Source organism: Pseudomonas sp. MT92 (genome assembly GCF_058792515.1).
This window is the reverse complement of sequence record NZ_JBXAFA010000015.1, coordinates 61,883-79,906: the sequence shown is the minus strand read 5'-3', so window position 1 is coordinate 79,906 and position 18,024 is coordinate 61,883. Positions and strand designations below refer to the sequence as shown.

13 protein-coding genes and 1 pseudogene are annotated in these 18,024 nt (G+C 61.5%); 5 read left to right on the top strand and 9 right to left on the bottom strand.

Annotated elements, in window-relative coordinates; genetic code table 11:
- The first annotated feature begins 59 nt into the window (after positions 1-59).
- Positions 60-1,697 carry a methyl-accepting chemotaxis protein gene (locus tag AC1Q6D_RS25565; protein WP_103404443.1) on the top strand — a complete coding sequence of 546 codons (1,638 nt, stop codon included), beginning with the start codon at positions 60-62 and terminating at the stop codon, positions 1,695-1,697.
- 6 nt (positions 1,698-1,703) lie between these two features.
- Here AC1Q6D_RS25565 and AC1Q6D_RS25560 read toward each other — a convergent pair whose 3' ends face one another.
- The gene (locus AC1Q6D_RS25560; RefSeq protein ID WP_103404442.1) at positions 1,704-2,276 is read right to left on the bottom strand and encodes a HutD/Ves family protein; all 573 of its coding nucleotides are present in this window, start codon (positions 2,274-2,276) and stop codon (positions 1,704-1,706) included.
- Positions 2,273-2,983 (bottom strand): histidine utilization transcriptional repressor HutC, encoded by a 711-nt coding sequence (gene hutC / locus AC1Q6D_RS25555; protein WP_161793960.1) that lies wholly within the window; start codon positions 2,981-2,983, stop codon positions 2,273-2,275. Before hutC ends, AC1Q6D_RS25560 begins: the two co-directional genes overlap by 4 nt.
- Positions 2,984-3,129: 146 nt before the next feature.
- Here hutC and AC1Q6D_RS25550 point away from each other — a divergent pair, with 146 nt between their 5' ends.
- Entirely contained in the window at positions 3,130-4,494 is a 1,365-nt protein-coding gene (locus AC1Q6D_RS25550) for a formimidoylglutamate deiminase (RefSeq protein WP_103404441.1), read from the top strand.
- A gap of 101 nt (positions 4,495-4,595) precedes the next feature.
- On the opposite strand, the gene AC1Q6D_RS25545 is transcribed toward AC1Q6D_RS25550, so the two are convergent.
- Together AC1Q6D_RS25545 and AC1Q6D_RS25540 are read right to left on the bottom strand one after the other, a co-directional pair.
- Positions 4,596-5,165 (bottom strand): lipocalin family protein, encoded by a 570-nt coding sequence (locus tag AC1Q6D_RS25545; RefSeq protein ID WP_090465714.1) that lies wholly within the window; start codon positions 5,163-5,165, stop codon positions 4,596-4,598.
- Between the two features lie 31 nt (positions 5,166-5,196).
- Positions 5,197-5,451 carry a hypothetical protein gene (locus tag AC1Q6D_RS25540; RefSeq protein WP_103404440.1) on the bottom strand — a complete coding sequence of 85 codons (255 nt, stop codon included), beginning with the start codon at positions 5,449-5,451 and terminating at the stop codon, positions 5,197-5,199.
- Between the two features lie 285 nt (positions 5,452-5,736).
- On the opposite strand from AC1Q6D_RS25540, the pseudogene AC1Q6D_RS25535 reads away from it, so the two are divergent.
- Both AC1Q6D_RS25535 and AC1Q6D_RS25530 read left to right on the top strand, forming a co-directional pair.
- Positions 5,737-6,771 (top strand): annotated as a pseudogene (locus AC1Q6D_RS25535) (HAMP domain-containing protein); the annotation flags it as partial.
- A gap of 93 nt (positions 6,772-6,864) precedes the next feature.
- On the top strand, positions 6,865-7,629 hold the full coding sequence (locus AC1Q6D_RS25530) for a methyl-accepting chemotaxis protein (RefSeq protein WP_422625966.1): 765 nt from the start codon (positions 6,865-6,867) through the stop codon (positions 7,627-7,629).
- A gap of 113 nt (positions 7,630-7,742) precedes the next feature.
- Here AC1Q6D_RS25530 and AC1Q6D_RS25525 read toward each other — a convergent pair whose 3' ends face one another.
- From AC1Q6D_RS25525 to AC1Q6D_RS25505, 5 genes are all read right to left on the bottom strand, one after another.
- Positions 7,743-8,345, bottom strand: a complete 603-nt coding sequence (locus AC1Q6D_RS25525; RefSeq protein WP_103405920.1) for a DUF924 family protein — start codon at positions 8,343-8,345, stop codon at positions 7,743-7,745.
- Between the two features lie 3 nt (positions 8,346-8,348).
- Positions 8,349-9,359, bottom strand: a complete 1,011-nt coding sequence (locus AC1Q6D_RS25520; RefSeq protein ID WP_103405919.1) for a class 1 fructose-bisphosphatase — start codon at positions 9,357-9,359, stop codon at positions 8,349-8,351.
- 271 nt (positions 9,360-9,630) lie between these two features.
- Positions 9,631-11,001, bottom strand: a complete 1,371-nt coding sequence (locus AC1Q6D_RS25515) for a DUF3999 domain-containing protein (protein ID WP_103405918.1) — start codon at positions 10,999-11,001, stop codon at positions 9,631-9,633.
- Positions 10,998-14,585 (bottom strand): DUF2339 domain-containing protein, encoded by a 3,588-nt coding sequence (locus tag AC1Q6D_RS25510; protein ID WP_103405917.1) that lies wholly within the window; start codon positions 14,583-14,585, stop codon positions 10,998-11,000. Before AC1Q6D_RS25510 ends, AC1Q6D_RS25515 begins: the two co-directional genes overlap by 4 nt.
- A 158-nt stretch (positions 14,586-14,743) precedes the next feature.
- Positions 14,744-17,194 carry a glycogen/starch/alpha-glucan phosphorylase gene (locus AC1Q6D_RS25505; RefSeq protein ID WP_103405916.1) on the bottom strand — a complete coding sequence of 817 codons (2,451 nt, stop codon included), beginning with the start codon at positions 17,192-17,194 and terminating at the stop codon, positions 14,744-14,746.
- Between the two features lie 255 nt (positions 17,195-17,449).
- Here AC1Q6D_RS25505 and AC1Q6D_RS25500 point away from each other — a divergent pair, with 255 nt between their 5' ends.
- A complete protein-coding gene (locus AC1Q6D_RS25500) occupies positions 17,450-17,887 on the top strand; it encodes a YkgJ family cysteine cluster protein (RefSeq protein WP_047536361.1) in 438 nt (145 codons plus the stop codon).
- Positions 17,888-18,024 lie beyond the last annotated feature (137 nt).

Genomic DNA, 18,024 nt, shown 5'->3' with positions numbered 1-18,024 from the left:
GATCCTCGCCGACTTCACGAGCAAGCCCCCCCTGAAGTCACTCCTGCGAGGAACGCGCAATGAAACAATGGAAAGTCAAAACCCACCTTCTGCTGCTGGCCGGCATCCTGCTGAGCAGCATGACCGGCATCGGCGCACTCGGCCTGTACGGCATGCGCGCCACGGTCCAGGGACTGGAAACGGTTTACCTCGACCGGGTCATCCCGCAACAGGACCTGAAGAAAATTTCCGAGCTGTATTCCGTCCAGATCGTCGATGCCATCCACAAGGCCCGCGATGGCATCCACAGTGGCGTCGAGGCGGCGCAACAGATACGCCAGGCAATGCTTGAGATCGATCCACTCTGGCGCACCTACCTGTCGACCCGACTGATCGATGAGGAGGTGCGACTGATCAACGAAATCGCGCCACTGATGCAGGCCACCGAAGCGCCACTCCAGCAATTGCAGGCGGTCTTGAACCGCAACGACGGCTCCAGTCAGCCTCTGGAGGATTTCGCCGCACACCAGCTCTACCCCTTGATCGACCCGCTGACCTCACTGTTTTCGCAACTGACGGATGCTCAACTGAAAGAAGCTCGCCAACAGTTCGAACTCAGCCAAGCGCTTTACGAGGTCAACATCAGGCTGATGGCCGGGGTCCTGGCCTTCGCACTGTTGTGTGGCGGCCTTTATGCGCTGCTGTTCGGTGCCAGACTGGCGCGATACCTGGGCGCCGAGCCCCACGAACTGGCCAATATCAGCACACGGATTGCCCAGGGCATGCTCGGCGATCCGGCGATCGGCAACGCGAGCCCCACAGGCGTCATGCAATCGGTCGAGGCCATGCGGCGCAGCCTGGCCAGCATGATCGGCAAGGTACGCGAGGCCTCGCGGCACATCGAGTCCTCGACTCTGAACCTGAGCATTTCGGCCGAGCAAGGGCTGAAGCAGGCCGCCGAGCAAAATGGCGCGACCTCTTCCATTGCCGCCGCGGCAGAGCAGATGTCAGCCAACATTACGCACATCGCCGAAAACGCCGCCCAGGCCCACGACACCACACAAAAGGCCGAGCAGATCACTGCCCTGGGCATTGCCAGCATGGACCGCTCTATCATCGAGATGCAGCAGATCGCCCAACTGGTGACCCAGACGTCGAGTGAAATCGATCAATTGACCCAGCACTCCAACGCCATCGGGAACATTGTCGACGTGATCCACAGCATTGCCGAACAGACCAACCTGCTCGCCCTCAATGCCGCCATCGAAGCGGCGCGGGCCGGCGAGCAAGGTCGCGGGTTTGCCGTGGTGGCCGACGAGGTGCGGGAGCTGGCGACCCGCACGACCCGCTCCACCGCCGAGATTGTGGTGCTGGTGAGCACCATTCAAAGCGGCATGCGAAAAGCCAGCAGCAGCATGAACACTGGCCGCGAGCGGGTGCTTCAGGGTCAGCAATTGATCGACAGCGCCGGCGCGTCGATGAATGACGTCAAGGCCGTGCTCGATGCGTCACTCAATGCCGTCAGCCAGATTTCCCATGCCTTGCAGGAACAGCGCGAAGCCAGCGAAGACGTGGCACGCAATGTGGAAACCGTGGCGCAGCGGGTCGAGGAGAATGTCGCGGCGCAACAGGACATGGTGAAAACCATCCAGGCGCTGAAAAGGATGTCCAGTGAACTGGAGGCAACCGTTCGAGGCTTTACCCTCGAACGGGAGTAATCGGGATCAGCCGCGCGAGGTGAGTTCGATCACGCAGCACAAACCCTTGATGGTGACGTCCAGCAACCCGTCATTGGCCTCCAGCTGCAGGCAATCATGGAGCCCCAATGGCTGGACGCGGTGATCGACCGATACGTCGGATTGCTCGCTCACGCTGAACACCAGCAACGTGTTGGCCTCGCTGAAAAACCGCTGCTCGCCGGCCAGCCACTGCAACCGTGCACGGTAGCGCTGCGGCGCATAGATCAGGTTGAAATCGCGGATTGCTCCTCCGAGCAGCGCGCAGGTCACTTTGCTCTCGCCACTGAAGGCAAACGGGTCGAGCGGTAACAGCGGTCGCGTGTTCTGGCCGTCCACCGACAACGTCATGCCGTCGCCCTGCAACACGGTGATGATCCGCTCGTAACCGGCGAAGGTGGAAAAACCGCCCGACTCACCGATGTCGGCAATCGACAGGCGCCAGCCGAAGCCGTCCAGGCCGGTGCCGGCATCGCGGCTGATTTCTTCAGTGCTGCCGCCGCCGTTTTTCCAGGGCATGCGCGGGTAATCCTTGGCGCGTAAAACTTTCAACTCGTTCATTTATGAAACCGGCCTTCCAGACGATGACGGGAACCAGGGTGGATCAAACGGGCGGCGGTCACCGGCTGACGGCCGGACCAGGTGCGGCGACGAATCAGCAGGCACGGCTCGCCTTTTTCGATCTGCAGCAATTTGCATTCGGACGGCTCGGCCAGAATGGCCTCGACCACGTGCTCGCCTTCGGTCAGCGGCGCGACCTGGTTGAGGTAGGCGTAAGGCGTTTGCAGGGTGAAGTCCTGCTTGAGGTAATCCGGCGCCACCAGCGCGTTGACGAAACGGTCTTCGATTTGCACCGGGATATCGTTCTCGAAATGCACGATCAACGAATGGAAGACTTTCTGCCCTTCGCGCATGTCGAGGGCCAGGGCGCGTTCCGAGCCGGCGGCCTCTTCTTCCAGGGTGATGACCTTGCACGTGTGGCGGTGGCCTCGGGAAGCGATTTCATCGGCAATGTTGTGCACTTCAAACAGCGCGGACTGGCTTTTCGGCTCGGCGACGAACGTGCCGACGCCTTGCATGCGCACCAGCAGACCGTCAGCGGTCATCTCGCGCAGGGCGCGGTTGATGGTCATGCGACTGAAGCCCAACTGATTGACCAGCTCGCTTTCCGACGGAACGCGGTAGTGCGGCGGCCAGTTTCCACTGTCGATTTGCTGGGTAATCATTTGTTTGACGCGGGCGTACAAGGGCGCCGGACTGTCGCCCATGTTCGCGGCCAACGGAGAGACTGGAGGCGGAGTCGGCACGGTTAATCCTTGTTCGTTTGAATAGGGTTGCTAGCTTGCCGGAGTTTACCGGGCAGGCAAACGTCTGTATATGTATATACAAATAACACACGATGGGGTGCTGAACCATGTCCGCCTTCTTTGCCGAACGCGCGCTGCTGCCTAGTGGATGGGCCAACAATGTACGTCTTGAGGTCAGCGCCGATGGCGTCTTGAGCCATATCCAGGCCGATTCCCACGCAGAAGGCGCCGAACGGCTGAGCGGTCCGCTCTTGCCCGGCATGCCGAACCTGCACTCTCACGCCTTCCAGCGGGCCATGGCGGGACTTGCGGAAGTGGCGGGGAATCCGAACGACAGTTTCTGGACCTGGCGCGACTTGATGTATCGCCTCGTCGGAAAAATCAGCCCGGAACAACTCGGCGTCATCGCCCGTCAGCTGTACATCGAAATGCTCAAGGCCGGGTACACCTCGGTGGCGGAATTTCATTACGTCCATCACGACAACAACGGCCAGCCTTACGCCGACCCGGCCGAACTGGCCCTGCGTATCAGCCAGGCCGCCGGTTCCGCCGGTATCGGTTTGACCCTGCTGCCGGTGCTCTACAGCCACTCCGGTTTCGGTGGCCAGACGCCGAACGAGGGCCAGCGCCGCTTCATCAACAGCACCGACAGCTACCTCAAGCTGCAATCGCGCCTGCAGCCGATTCTGGCGCAGCAACCGGCCCAGTCGCTGGGCCTGTGTTTCCACTCGCTGCGCGCGGTGACACCGCAGCAGATCAGCGAAGTGTTGGGCGCCAGCGACAAGCAGTGCCCGGTGCACATCCACATCGCCGAACAGCAAAAAGAAGTCGACGACTGCCTGACCTGGAGCGGTCGCCGCCCGCTGCAATGGCTGTACGAAAATACCGAAGTCGATCAGCGCTGGTGCCTGGTCCACGCCACCCACGCCAACCCGGAAGAAGTCACGCTGATGGCCAAGAGTCGCGCCATTGCCGGCCTGTGCCTGACCACCGAAGCCAACCTGGGCGACGGGATTTTCCCGGCGGTGGACTTCCTCGCACAAGGCGGACGCCTGGGTATCGGTTCCGACAGCCATGTGTCATTGAGCGTGGTGGAAGAATTGCGTTGGCTGGAATACGGCCAGCGTCTGCGCGATCAACGGCGCAATCGCTTGTATGGCGCGGATCAGCCCATGGTCGGGCGCACCCTGTATGACGCGGCGCTGGATGGCGGCGCTCAGGCGCTGGGACAACCGATCGGTGCGCTGGAAGTGGGCAAGCGTGCGGATTGGCTGGTGCTGGACGGCAACGATCCGTACCTGGCAACGGCCAGTGGCGACGGGATTCTGAACCGATGGTTGTTTGCCGGTGGCGACCGTCAGGTGCGGGACGTGCTGGTGAACGGTCAGTGGGTCGTGCGCGACGGGCGTCATGCCGGGGAAGAGGAAAGCAACCGTGCCTTCACCCAGGTACTGCGCGAACTTCTGAACTGACTCAAAAACCTGTGGGAGCTTGCTCGTGATGGTGTGTCAGTCGACATCTTGTGTCTGATACTCCATCGCGAGCAGGCTCGCTCCTACAGGGTCATGTGCTATCAGTTCGAGGTCTTGGCCATCTGCGTGTCCGACGCTCGCCAGATCAGCCGCGTGGTGTCGTATCCCTGCTGACGCGCCTTGCTCAGCAGCTCTTCACGCACCACACCATTGACGGTCGGCGTGCGCGACAGCAGCCACAGGTAACGTCGGCTCGGGTCGCCGACGATCGCGGTCTTGTAGTCATCGCTGACGTACAACACCCAGTACTCGCCCTTCGCCACACCCGGAATCAGCCTCGAAAACCAGGTATCGAACTCGACCCACAATTTGTCGGTCTTGCCCGGCACCTGTGGATAAGCCGTGCCCTTGACCTCTTCCCATTGCCATTGCGCTGTCAGACAGCGGTTCAGCACCGCCACGTTGCCATCCGGCTTGAGCGTGTAGTGGGCTTCGGATTGCGCACAGTCGCGCTGGAAATACATCGGCAGACGTGCCAACTCGTACCAGGTGCCCTGGTAACGCTTGAGGTTGACGCTGTTGGCGGTCTTGGGCGCCAACGGATCCTGGCCAGAAGTGGCACAGCCGGCCAATACCAGGCCGGCAAAAAGCATTATCAACAACCGCTTCATTGTTTTTCTCCCGTGGGCACGTAGCCCCGGTTTACTTCAGGCCTTGGCCGGAAAACATCAGCACTTTGTCACCGGCATACTGCACGCTGATAAAGCTGTTCTTGTCACCCCAGGTGCAACTGGACATGCCCAGCGCGCCAGAGCAGTCGGCCGGCTTGCCCAACAAGGTTTCTACGTCGGCCTTGGACATGCCGGCCGAAAGCTTCGAGTAGTTTTCCTGATTGACCTTGCTGCACGCAGCCAACAGCACGCAGAACGAAAGCAAGGCAATGGATCGCAGCGACATGGTGTAACTCCAGGGGTGAAGGGGATTGGCATGGCAGCCAAGCTGAACCTTAGAAGAGAAAACCCCTGTCTGGTTCCCTGGCCGAGCGCCTATTTATCGGGCCGCTCGTCCGCCTATAGCCGAAGATTCAGCCACTTCGCCTGGCTCTTGAGCATTTCGTCGGGTTTCGCAAAAAAGCGTCTAATCTTTGGCGCCACTCTGTCGACATAAAAGGCAGCGCAAAGCCCACGACCGTGGCGCTTGCCCCCACCTTTGTTGTCCTGTCTTTCCGCGGTAGCTCATTTAATGTCCAGAAACATGAAGTTCAGCCACAAAATTTTGTTGGCTGCTGCCCTCGTGGTGGTCGTTGCATTCGCCTGTTTCATCCTGTTCAACGACTATCGCCAGCGTCAAACGCTGCATAACAGCACCGAAGCCTCGATGCAGGAACTCGGCAGCCTGACCACCCGTAATATTCAGACCTGGCTGGAAAGCCGCATACAGTTGCTGCAATCAATGGCCCAACAGGTCAGCGCCGATGGCAGCGCCCCCGCCAGCCTGAAACGCATCATCGACTTGCCCGCCTACACCGGCAACTTCCAGCTGAGCTACTTCGGCGGTGCCGACGGCGTCATGTTCTCGGTCCCGACCGGTAACCGTGCGGCGGACTACGATCCGCGCGCGCGTGGCTGGTACAAGGCGGCCACCGGCGCGCAGCAGACCATCGTCACCGAACCGTACATCGCCGCCTCGTCGGGCAAACTGGTGATCACCGTCGCGACCCCGGTACAACGCCAGGGCCAGATGATCGGCGTTGCCGGCGCCGACATCGACTTGTCCAGCGTCAGTGCAATCATCAACTCGCTGAACTTCGGCGGTCACGGTCATGCCTTCATTGTCAGCGCCGACGGCAAGATCCTGATCCACCCGGACAGCAAACTGGTGCTCAAAAACCTGGCAGACGCCTACCCCAATGGTGCGCCGAAGGTCAGCCCGGGCCTGAAAGAAGTCGAGATCGACGGTAAAAGCCAGTTCATCTCCTTCACCCACGTCAACGGCGTGCCTTCGGCCGATTGGTATGTGGCATTGGTGCTCGACCAGGACACCGCGTTCTCGATGCTCAGCGAGTTCCGCACCTCGGCGCTCATCGCCATGGTGATTGCCGTGGTGATCATCATCGCGTTGCTGGGCATGCTGATCAGTTTCCTGATGCAGCCGTTGCTGGCCATGGGTCGCGCCATGCATGACATCGCCGAAGGCGAAGGGGATCTGACCAAACGCCTGACCATTCACGGTCACGACGAATTCGGCGCGCTGGGGCTGTCATTCAACCGCTTTGTCGAACGCATTCACACCTCGATCATCGAAGTGTCCTCGGCCACCGGCCAGGTCAACGAAGTGGCGCTGCGTGTGGTGGCCGCCTCGAACTCGTCGATGTTCAACTCCGACCAGCAGGCCTCGCGCACCAGCAGTGTCGCCGCGGCGATCAACCAGCTCGGCGCCGCCGCCCAGGAAATCGCCCAGAACGCTGCCCTCGCCTCCCAGCATTCGAGCGATGCCCGTAGCCTGGCCGAAGACGGCCAGCAGGTGGTGGACAAAACCATCAGCGCGATGCAGCAACTCTCGGCGAAGATCAGCGATTCGTGCGGCAACATCGAGACGCTCAACAGCAACACCGTCAACATCGGGCAGATTCTGGACGTGATCACCAGCATCTCCCAGCAGACCAACCTGCTGGCGCTGAACGCTGCCATTGAAGCGGCGCGTGCCGGTGAAGCCGGACGCGGGTTTGCGGTGGTGGCCGATGAAGTGCGCAACCTCGCCCACCGCACTCAGGATTCGGCGCAGCAAGTGCAGAAGATGATCGAAGAACTGCAGGTCGGCGCCCGGGAAGCGGTCACCATCATGACCGACAGTCAGCGCCAGAGCGAAAGCAGTGTCGGCATCGCCAACCAGGCCGGAGAACGCCTGGGCAGCGTGACCCAGCGCATCGGCGAAATCGACGGCATGAACCAGTCGGTCGCCACGGCAACCGAAGAACAGACAGCCGTGGTGGAATCGATCAACGTCGACATCACCGAGATCAACACGCTGAACCAGGAAGGTGTGGAGAACCTGCAGGCGACTTTGCGCGCGTGTTCAGACCTGGAGCAGCAGGCGGCGCGATTGAAGCATCTTGTAGGTAGTTTCAGAATCTGAGGTGCTGCTACCGGCACAATCGCTAGCAGGCTAGCTCCCACAGGGGATTTGTGAGCGCCACAGATCAAATGTGGGAGCCAGCCTGCTGGCGATGGCAGCAGCCGCCCCAAAAGCTAGAACCGTGACCCCGGCTTCGACAGAAACGCCAACTCCTCAGCCGTAGACTCGCGACCCAACACCGCATTGCGATGGGGAAACCGTCCAAACTGCGCAATCACTTTCTGATGCTTTTCGGCGTAATCCAGATAGTCGGCAAACAGCGCCCGATCGACGTCCGGCTGTTGCGCCACCAGCTCGATGTAACGCGAGACACCTTCGTTCTGTACCGCCAGATGTTCGCTGTGTTCGAACACCAGATAGATGAACACCCGCTGAATGGGCCGCAACTGGCGATCGAAGTCCGCAGCAATGCCTTGTGCTACCAGCGCCTGAGCCCTGATGTCACCGGAAAAAGCCTTGGGGGAGTCGCGAAAGATCATTCGCGGGAGTTGATCGAGTAGCAGCACCAGAGCCAGCCAACCTTCGGGGCATTGCGCCCAATCGGTCAAACCGCCGGTCAGTGCCTGCTCGACCTGGTCCCCGAAACGCGTGCGCGCTTCGAGGTCCTGGCTGTCACGCTTGCCGAACCATAACCTGCCCTTGTCAGCCGCGACTTCCCTGGAAGATTCGGCTTTACCGAACCACCATTCGAGCAGCGGCTGCCAGGGCGCGTTCATGGTTTATTCCTTGTGGTAACCCGTGACGCGTGCAACTTCTTCTTTCGAGCCGAGGAACACCGCAACACGCTGGTGCAGGCCGTCAGGCTTGATGTCGAGGATGCGCTGGTGGCCGTCGGTGGACGCGCCGCCCGCCTGTTCCACCAGGAACGACATCGGGTTGGCTTCGTACATCAGGCGCAGTTTGCCCGGCTTCGATGGCTCACGGCTGTCGCGTGGGTACATGAACAGACCGCCACGGGTCAGGATGCGGTGCACGTCAGCCACCATCGCGGCGACCCAGCGCATGTTGTAGTTCTTTTTCAGTGGGCCTTCTTCGCCCGCCAGCAATTCGCTGACGTAGCGTTGCACCGGGGCTTCCCAGTGGCGCTGGTTGGACATGTTGATGGCGAATTCCTGGGTGGATTCAGGAATGGTGATGTCTTCGTGGGTCAGTACGAAGCTGCCCATTTCGCGGTCCAGGGTGAAGCCTTTGACGCCGTCGCCCAGGGTCAGCACCAGCATGGTCTGCGGACCGTAGATGGCATAACCGGCGGCGACCTGCTGGGTGCCTGGCTGCAGGAAGGCCTTTTCGTTCAGGGCTTCGTTCTGGCTCAGGTATTCGCTCGGGCAACGCAGCACCGAGAAGATCGTACCGACCGGCGCGTTGATGTCGATGTTCGACGAACCGTCCAGCGGGTCGAAAACCAGCAGGTAGGCGCCTTTCGGGTATTTGCCCGGGATCTGGTAGGCGTTGTCCATTTCTTCGGACGCCATGCCAGCCAGGTGACCGCCCCATTCGTTGGCTTCCAGCAGGATCTCGTTGGACAGAACGTCGAGCTTCTTCTGCACTTCGCCCTGGACGTTTTCAGTGCCCATGCTGCCCAGAACGCCGCCCAGGGCGCCTTTGGAAACGGCGTGGCTGATCTCCTTGCAGGCACGCGCCACCACTTCGATCAGAAAGCGCAGATCGGCAGGAGTGTTGTTGCTACGGGTCTGCTCAATCAAATAGCGACTCAAGGTAACGCGGGACATGGAAGGCTCCGGAGGAATGGGGGGCTAAAAACCCGCGCAGTTTAACGCGAGTCGGGGCGCATTTCCTCCTATCAGACGTGATCGACCGAAGAGAGTTCATGCGCGGGGTTCAGCGTAGTTGGAAATGGTCCGGGTGTGAGCCGAAAAGTGGCGGTCATTTCAGCCTTTCCATTGACTGATCGACCGCTATCGCGGGCAAGCCCGCTCCCACGGGTACTGCGCTTTCTTGCGGGAGCGAGCCTGCTCGCGATGGGGTGCGAAGCACCCGGCTTCAGGATTTGGCGGGCGGTTTGCGCAGCAGACTGAACGCCATCGCCGCCAGGAACAGCACGCTCAGCAACAAAACGGCCCACAGGCCGAATTTCTTCCAGTCAGTGCCTGTGGACGCCTGCACCGGCGAGGCAACCGGCGTAACCACACCCCCACCCTCGACCGAAGCCTTGCCCAGCGTCGCCAGTTTCGCAGCGCTGTAATCCGGAATCAGCGTCGACAACGGCAGGTTAGCGGCCTTCACCGTGGAACTTCCCAGCGCCAGGGTATAAGGCCCCGGCCCGCGAGCCAGGAACACCAATTGCGTGGCGCGCACGGCGTACTTGACCATCGGAGCCTGAGCACCCAGACCGCCGCCGCGCTCGTCCACGGTCAGTTTCAACTGCTGGACCGTTTGCCCCGGCAGCTGTAGCTCGTTCTGCACCACATCCTGGCCGTTCTGCGTCAGGCGATAGAGCAAAGCGCTGCTCATCGGTTGCCATGGCAGGCTGCTGTCCCGACGCCCGTACAAGGTCACTGGCGCCAGGCTGTTGGGCTGGCTCAACTCGACCTGCACCCGCTCGACGTTCAGCCCCATCGGCAATTGCCAGGTGTATTCACCGGCCTTCACGCTGCTGCCGGCCAACGCTGGCGACCAGACCAACGGCAGCGGCAGGCGGCGGGAGCTGGCGCTTTCCAATTGCGCCGACGTGAGGGTCGGTGCCGAGTACGGGGTGTCCCACAGCAAGCGCAGATAGCGCGCCGACTGTCCTGGCAGACCGACCTCGTGTTGTTCGACCCGCTCATCGGCAAAGGTCAGCCGCGCCACCTGTCCTTCGCCCCAGGACTGCCAATGCTGCAAATCGTCGCTGGCCTCGATACTGAAACGTTGAAAACCATCGCGCTCACTGGTCCAGTCGAGAATCAGCTGCTGCAACGGCGCCTTGATGGCACTGGCGTCGAGCAACCAGCCACGCAACGCTTCTTCGCCGGCCTCCAGCTGACTGGAGGGCTGCACCTCGACCAGGGTGCCATTGGCGCTCGATTGCACCCGCACGCTTGGCGCGTGCTCGGTGGCGTCCATCGAGTTGTACAGCGGGAACCATTTCACGTCGGTCAGCCTGCGGTTGTCAGCGGTTTGCGCGGTTTCCCGGGCCAGGGCGTAGGCCTGTGCATCACCCGCCGCATCGAACACACGTACATCGCTCAGGTCGGTCTGCCGTGCATTCAGTTGCACGACCAAGGGCAGATCGAGGCGATACCACGGGCCTTCGCCACTGACGGACAACGGCACCTGCGTGGCGAAGTCCGCCGGTTTGTCCTGGGCAACAGCGGCCATGGCCATTCCCATTGCAACTGCGCCCAACCAGCCCAGGTTCAGCTTCTGACTCAAGACGACACTCCTTCGGATTCCGGGGCCGGTTTTTCAGCTTCCGGCACAGGCTCGGCGCGCTTGGGCGGCAACGGGGCGAAATAGCCCACCACCAGCAGCAATACACCAACGCCGATAAACGAAACGATCCGCGCCAGACCGCCGCGGTTACTCAACTCAACAAAGAACAGCTTGGCCACCACCACGCCGATCAGCGCCGCACCGATCAACCAGACTTCGCGCCGGTGGCGCAAATGGCCACCAATCATCAGCCCCAGGGCCATCAAGGTCCAGACGATCGACAGGCCGGCCTGCACCAACATGGATTCGAGCAACGCATCCAGCTCGAACGCTACACCGCCCCAATGGTGCGCCGCACGCATCACCAGCGCAGTGAAGAACGCGAACAGCGAAACGCCGGCGACAATTTGTGAAACGCGGGCCGTGTAGCCCCCGCGGATCGCCAGCTGTGCCACCGCGCTGCGCGACCAGACGTAGACGCCGAACAGCGCAAACAACAACCCCAGCTCCAGTGGATTGATCAACGGCACGTACGGCAGCGGTTCGGCGGTGCCGTCACTGACGATATTGGCCAGCCAGAACCAGCCCAGCATCAGCAACGCCAACGGCGCGGCGGCATACACGCGGTACTCGCGAGGGTAAGCCGATACCGGCCACGGCCAGGCGCGCGGGGACGCCATCAAGACCAGATACAGGCTCGGCAGGATCGCCCAACCCAACCAGCGCCAAGCGTTGTACTGCTCGGACAACAGCAACAGGCCATAACGCAGTTCCAGGGCCAGCACACCGATCAACAGCCAGCAGCCGAGCACGTGGGCGGCACTCAGCGCCCGCCCCGGCAGCATCGGAGCCAAACGTCGCAACGCGATGAAGTGCACGACAAACACGCCCACCCACGCCAGCCATCCGACATTGGCCGCCGGGTGATAACGCCCATGCCAGGCGCCGAGCAACACCAGGCCGGCCGCCGGAATCAGCAACGTGCAGAGTAAACCCAGCGACGGCCATTTCAGGCGCAGCGTCAGCCACCCCCATGGCGCAACGCTTAGCGCGGCAACGGCGAGCAGCAAAGTCGCTTGCAGATTCAGCGGGGCAAAGCGCAGTACTTCACTGATCCACGCCAGCGCCCACCAGCCCGCACCCCATAACAGCAACACATCGGACAAACGCTGCAAATTCAGCACATCGAACGCCGTGTCATGGTTGCCGAGCTGCAAACGCCAGGCCCCGACCAGTGCAGCCAAGCCCAAGACCAGCGGCGTCCAGAAACCGCCATGGGCCAAGGGGCGCAAACCTTCACTGGCCAACGGCCCGAGCAACTCCGGCCCGGCCATCAGGAAGGCCGCGCCGCCAATCACCTGCAACACCAGGCCAAAGGCAAAACTCACTCGCTGCTTCAGGTACAGGCTCAGCCAGATGATCAACAAACCACTGGCCGCCCACACCGCACTCGCCGTTTGCCACGGCAGGACAAACAACACCGCGAGATTGATCAGCATCAGACCGGCCAACAACACCACCGACAATCCGCGCAGCAGTCGCACATCGCTGCGCACTCCCTCATCACGCACCGCCCACAGCATGCCGACGATCAACGCCAGGCCGATCAAGGATGCACTGAGCAATCCGTTCCAACCGGCGCTCAACACCGCGCCAGACTCGTCGCCGGCGCCTTGCAGGCGCAACAGGAACAGCGCGCCGCCCAGCAACTGCACGGCAAACGCAGTGAACAGGAAGGTGCGCGATTGCAGGCGCAAGCCGACGAACAGGGTCGCCAGCCCCGCCAGCGCCCAACTGATTGCCGTGCCATGGGTGAAGAAGAACAGCGGCGCCAGCAGATAGAGAAACGTCAGGCCGAGGCAAGCCAGCACCGGCAGGCCCTGTCGTTCCCGATTCGAGACCTGTTCAGGCAAGGCTTTGTGTAGTTGATAAAAACTGAACAGCAGCGCGGCACCGAGCATCAATGCCCCCAGCGGCGCGCCGTCCAGCAAGCTGCTCTCGCCGCCGCGCAACTCGCTCAGAAACGCCAGCGCCGCCCCCAATTGCAGGAACAACGCAAACGCGCGGGCCAGCGGTCGTTGCTGACGCAAGCCAAGCCAGAAAATACCCGCCCCCTCCACCGCCCACGCCGCGGATGTCCACCGCGCATCGAGCCCCAGTGGAATCGCCAGACTGGCGAAGATCACGCCCAGCGCCAGGCAGGTTTCCGCCAGCAGCAGCGCCCGCCCCCCCATCAATGCCCGCGCCAGCCCCATGTAAATCATGCCCAATGCCAAGGCACTGAACGCAGCGGCGAACTCCAGGTGCTGCACCAGGGCGAACTGCAATCCGAAACCCACCAATGGCGGGCCGAACAGCATCGTGCCATCGACGTAATCGCCTTTGCGCGCCGACCAGTGCAGCAGCGCTTCACGGCTGTCATCCTCCGGCGCGTCGCTCATCTCCAGCAGCTTTCGTCGGGCAAACAACAGGCCGATGGCCAGGTACATCAGGAAGAACAGAATCAGAAACGGCTGGGTGCTCCACAGCAACTCTGGCGTATAAGAACGCAGCCCCCAGGCGAAGCCGATACCGAAGGTGCCGACAAAGCCGATCAGGTTCAGCAGGCGCCAGGCCTTGAACCACGCGATGGCGAGGATGCCGGCATTGAGTAGCGCGAAGTAACTGAACAAAGCGACGTGATTGCCGGCACCGGTAGAGGTCAGGATCGGCGCGGCGAACCCACCCAGTGCGGCGGCAGCGGCCAGCCCCAAGGCATCCTGGGTAATGGCCAGAATCGCTGAAAACACCGTCACCGCCACTAGCAACCCCAGCGCCGCCGAGGGATCGAGCAACGGGTGCAGACGCATCGCCGCAAACACCGTCAAGTACAACACCGCGATACCGGTGCCTTGCAGCATTAACGCGTAGTGGTTGTTGCGTGTTCGCAGCCACCAACCCAGCCCAAGCAGACCGAGTGCCACCGCCGCGACTGCGGCGTAACGCAACTCGATCGGCACCACCATGCCTTCAGTGGCGTAACGCAGCAGGAAGGCCAGACCGAGGAATAACAACACGACGCCGACCCGCAGCACGGTGTTGCCGCCGAACAGCCACGCACGGGCACCGCTGATGGCGCGCTCAATGAAATTGGGGCCGCGAGGAATGGCAGGGGATTGTGCCTCGCGGGCAACCGGCTCCGGTTTCCAGGCATCGACCGGTGACGGACGACTGGCTTCGGTGGCCGCAGCAGCGACGGGTTCGAGTTCGGGCGGCAGCTCCCAGATCAATTCCGGGGTTTCGGCCGGGGCTTGCGCGACAACGAGGTCCGGGACGGGAACGGTTGCACCCATGACCGGTTCGCGGGTTTCAGGCGCTGCAACGCCGGTGACTTCCAGCACCGCGAGCCGTTGCTCGATCGCATGCAGCGCGACCTGCGCCTGCTCCAGCAAGCGACGCTGCTCGTTGGCCTGGGAACCCAATCGAGCGATGCGAATGGCCTGGCCGATGCCCAACCCGAGTAACGCGCCGAGCAGCGCATCGCTGAACGACTCATCGAGTATCCAGCCCAGCACCAGGCCAATCAGCATGAACATCCATTGCATGGTCGATATCCTTGAGCACAATCCCTGAAAGACTAGCCTGGCCAGCCCCAAAAGATCGCAGCCTTCGGCAGCGCCTACAGGACGATATGTTCACCTGTAGGCGCCACCGAAGGCTGCGATCTTTTCCCGGGCGCCAGTATATCGGGCCGGGCGAATAGTTACTCCAGTGCCTTCCAGATATCGGTCGCGTACTCACGAATGGTCCGGTCGGACGAAAACCAGCCCATCCGCGCCGTGTTCAGCACCGCAGAGCGCCACCATTCGTTCGAGTCATGCCAATGGGCTTCGACGCGCATTTGCGCATTCCAGTAGGAGTCGAAATCGGCGCAGACCAGGAAGCGGTCGTAATCCACCAGTGAATCGATCAGTCCGGTGTAACGGGACGGATCATCCGGCGAGAACACCCCGCTACGAATGGCTTGCAACACGTCGCTGAGCCGATGGGATGCGGCGATGTCCGGCACTGCGCTGAACTCCTGGTTCAGCTTGCGCGCTTCGACTTGCTGGGCGCTGAGACCGAAGATGAACATGTGTTCGGCGCCGATGCGTTCGCACATTTCCACGTTGGCGCCGTCCAGTGTGCCAATGGTCAACGCGCCGTTCAGGCCGAATTTCATGTTACTGGTGCCCGAGGCTTCGTAGCCGGCGGTAGAGATCTGCTCGGACAAGTCCGCCGCCGGAATGATGCTTTCCGCCAGGCTGACGTTGTAGTTGGGCAGGAACACCACTTTCAGCAACCCACGCACGGTCGGGTCGTTGTTCACCACCCGGGCGATGTCGTTGGTCAGTTTGATGATCAGCTTGGCCTGGTGATAACTCGCCGCCGCCTTGCCGGCAAAGATTTTCACCCGCGGCACCCAATCGACCTCCGGCTCGGCACGAATCGCCTGATAGAGCGCCACGGTGTGCATCAGGTTGAGCAGTTGCCGTTTGTATTCGTGGATGCGCTTGACCTGCACGTCGAACATGGCCGCCGGGTTGACCGCCACCCCCAGCCGTTCGTGAATGATGTAGGCCAGGGCTCTTTTGCTGTGCAGCCGTTGCTCGGCAAACGCCTTGCGGAATGCGCTCTTGTCGGCGAACGGTTCCAGACCGAGCAAGCGATCTTCAGGGTTGTCCAGCAGCTGCGGGCCAAGGGCATCGACCAGCATCGACGTCAGTTCGGAGTTGGCCTGATAGAGCCAACGGCGGAAGGTGATGCCGTTGGTTTTGTTATTGATCCGGTCCGGATAGAGCTTGTGCAGTTCGGAGAACACGGTTTTGCGCATCAGCTGCGTGTGCAGCCCGGACACGCCGTTGACGCTGTGGGAACCGAGGAATGCCAGGTTGCCCATGCGCACGCGGCGGCCGTTGTCTTCTTCGATCAGTGATACCGCGCGCAACACGTCAAAGTCGTGAATGCCTTTGGCCCGCAACGAGTCGATGTGCTGGGCGTTGATCAGGTAAATGATCTGCATGTGCCGCGGCAGCATGCGTTCCATCAAGCCGACCGGCCAGGTTTCCAGCGCTTCGGGCAGCAGTGTGTGGTTGGTGTAGGACAACGTGTCGACCGTAACCTGCCAGGCGGCGTCCCACGCCACATCGTAGACGTCGACCAATTGACGCATCAGCTCGGCCACGGCAATCGACGGGTGGGTGTCATTGAGCTGGATCGCCGCGTGATCGCCCAGCGTCAGTACCGAGGTGTGCATGTTGCGATGGCGGCGCAGCAAATCCTGCAGGGACGCGGCGACGAAGAAGTATTCCTGGCGCAGGCGCAGTTCCTGGCCGGCTTCGGTACTGTCGGCCGGGTAGAGCACGCGGGAAATACTTTCGGCCCGGGCCACTTCGGCGACCGCTCCCAGGTGGTCACCGGCGTTGAAACGTTCCAGGTGCAGATCTTCCATGGCCCGCGCACGCCACAGTCGCAGCGTGTTCACGCTCGCCCCGCGCCAGCCGACCACCGGCGTGTCGTAGGCAATGGCCCGCACGGTTTCCGCCGGGTGCCAGACCTGTTTGGATTTGCCGGTTTCATCGGTGACCGTTTCGACGCTGCCGCCGAAGCCAATCGGATACACCACTTCCGGCCGCTCGAACTCCCAGGGGTTGCCGAAATCCAGCCAGTGTTCGGTCTGCTCCTGCTGCCAGCCGTCGACAATGGCCTGACGGAACAAGCCATGCTCGTACCGGATGCCATAGCCATGACCGGCGATGCCCAGGGTCGACATGCTTTCCATGAAGCACGCCGCCAGACGACCGAGGCCGCCGTTGCCGAGCGCCGCGTCGGGCTCCAGCAAGCGAATGCGTTCAAGGTCGACGCCCAGTTCGGTCAGTGCTTCACGCGCCACGTCCAGCAAACCGAGGTTGCTCAGGCTGTCGTAGAGCAAGCGGCCGATGAGGAATTCCAGGGACAGGTAGTAAACGCGCTTCTGACCCTTGCGATAGATCTGGCGCGTATGGTCCATCCAGTGCTCGACCATGTGATCACGCGCGGCCAGCGCAATGGCTTCGAACCAGTCATGGTCGAAGGCGTGATCCGGGTCTTTGCCCACCGCGTAGGTGAGTTTGGTCAAGACGGCGTCGCGGAATGCGGCCACCTCTGCTTCGCGAACAAGTGGTTCTTGAGTCATCGATAAGACCTCGAGCGAGCGTTGGGTTGTCTGAGCCTAGACGGTCTGACAGGCGGTAGAGGCTCTGGTTCGGCAGTTTTTCCTGTTAGTGCGACTTAGGTCGTTAATACATTGTCGTGTAGTGGAATCAATGCAGGGGCCGTGCCGAATTTATGGCTAATCGGGTACCCAACGCAAAAAATCTGGCGAAAGGTTGTTCAAAAATCCACCAGTCCCGGTATGATCGCGCGCCCTGATGCATGCTGGTAACAACCGATGATGAAGCCGAACCTGATCGCCGCCGCGGAGATCGACCGACTCGATACCTGGGCCAAGTACTCTGCTCCGATGTGCGGCTCCTGCATATCCAGCTGCTGCACGCTGCCTGTCGAGGTCAAGATCAAGGATCTGATCCGTATCGGCATCGTCGACGAGTTCGAGCGCGGCGACCCGCCGAAGAACATCGCCAAGCGCCTGCAGAAGGAAGGGATCGTCGAGCGCTACAACCAGAAGTCCGAGATCTTCACCCTGCAACGCATGAGCAACAACGATTGCCTGTACCTGGATCGTAAGAGCCGTCTGTGCACTATTTATGAAAAGCGCCCTGACACCTGCCGCAATCACCCGAAAATCGGCCCGCGGCCGGGGTATTGCGCGTACAAGCCCAAGGAAGTGGAGCGCGAGAAAAATTCGCGGCATATCGAGCGGTTCTGATTCCGCCTGACATTGGCGGTGGCTGATCGGCCGCCTTCGCTGGCCTGACAGCGAAGAGGGCCGCACCCACACCGCACAAGCGCCAGACAAATCCCAGACAAACAAAAACGCCCCCGGCCTTTCGACCGGGGGCGTTT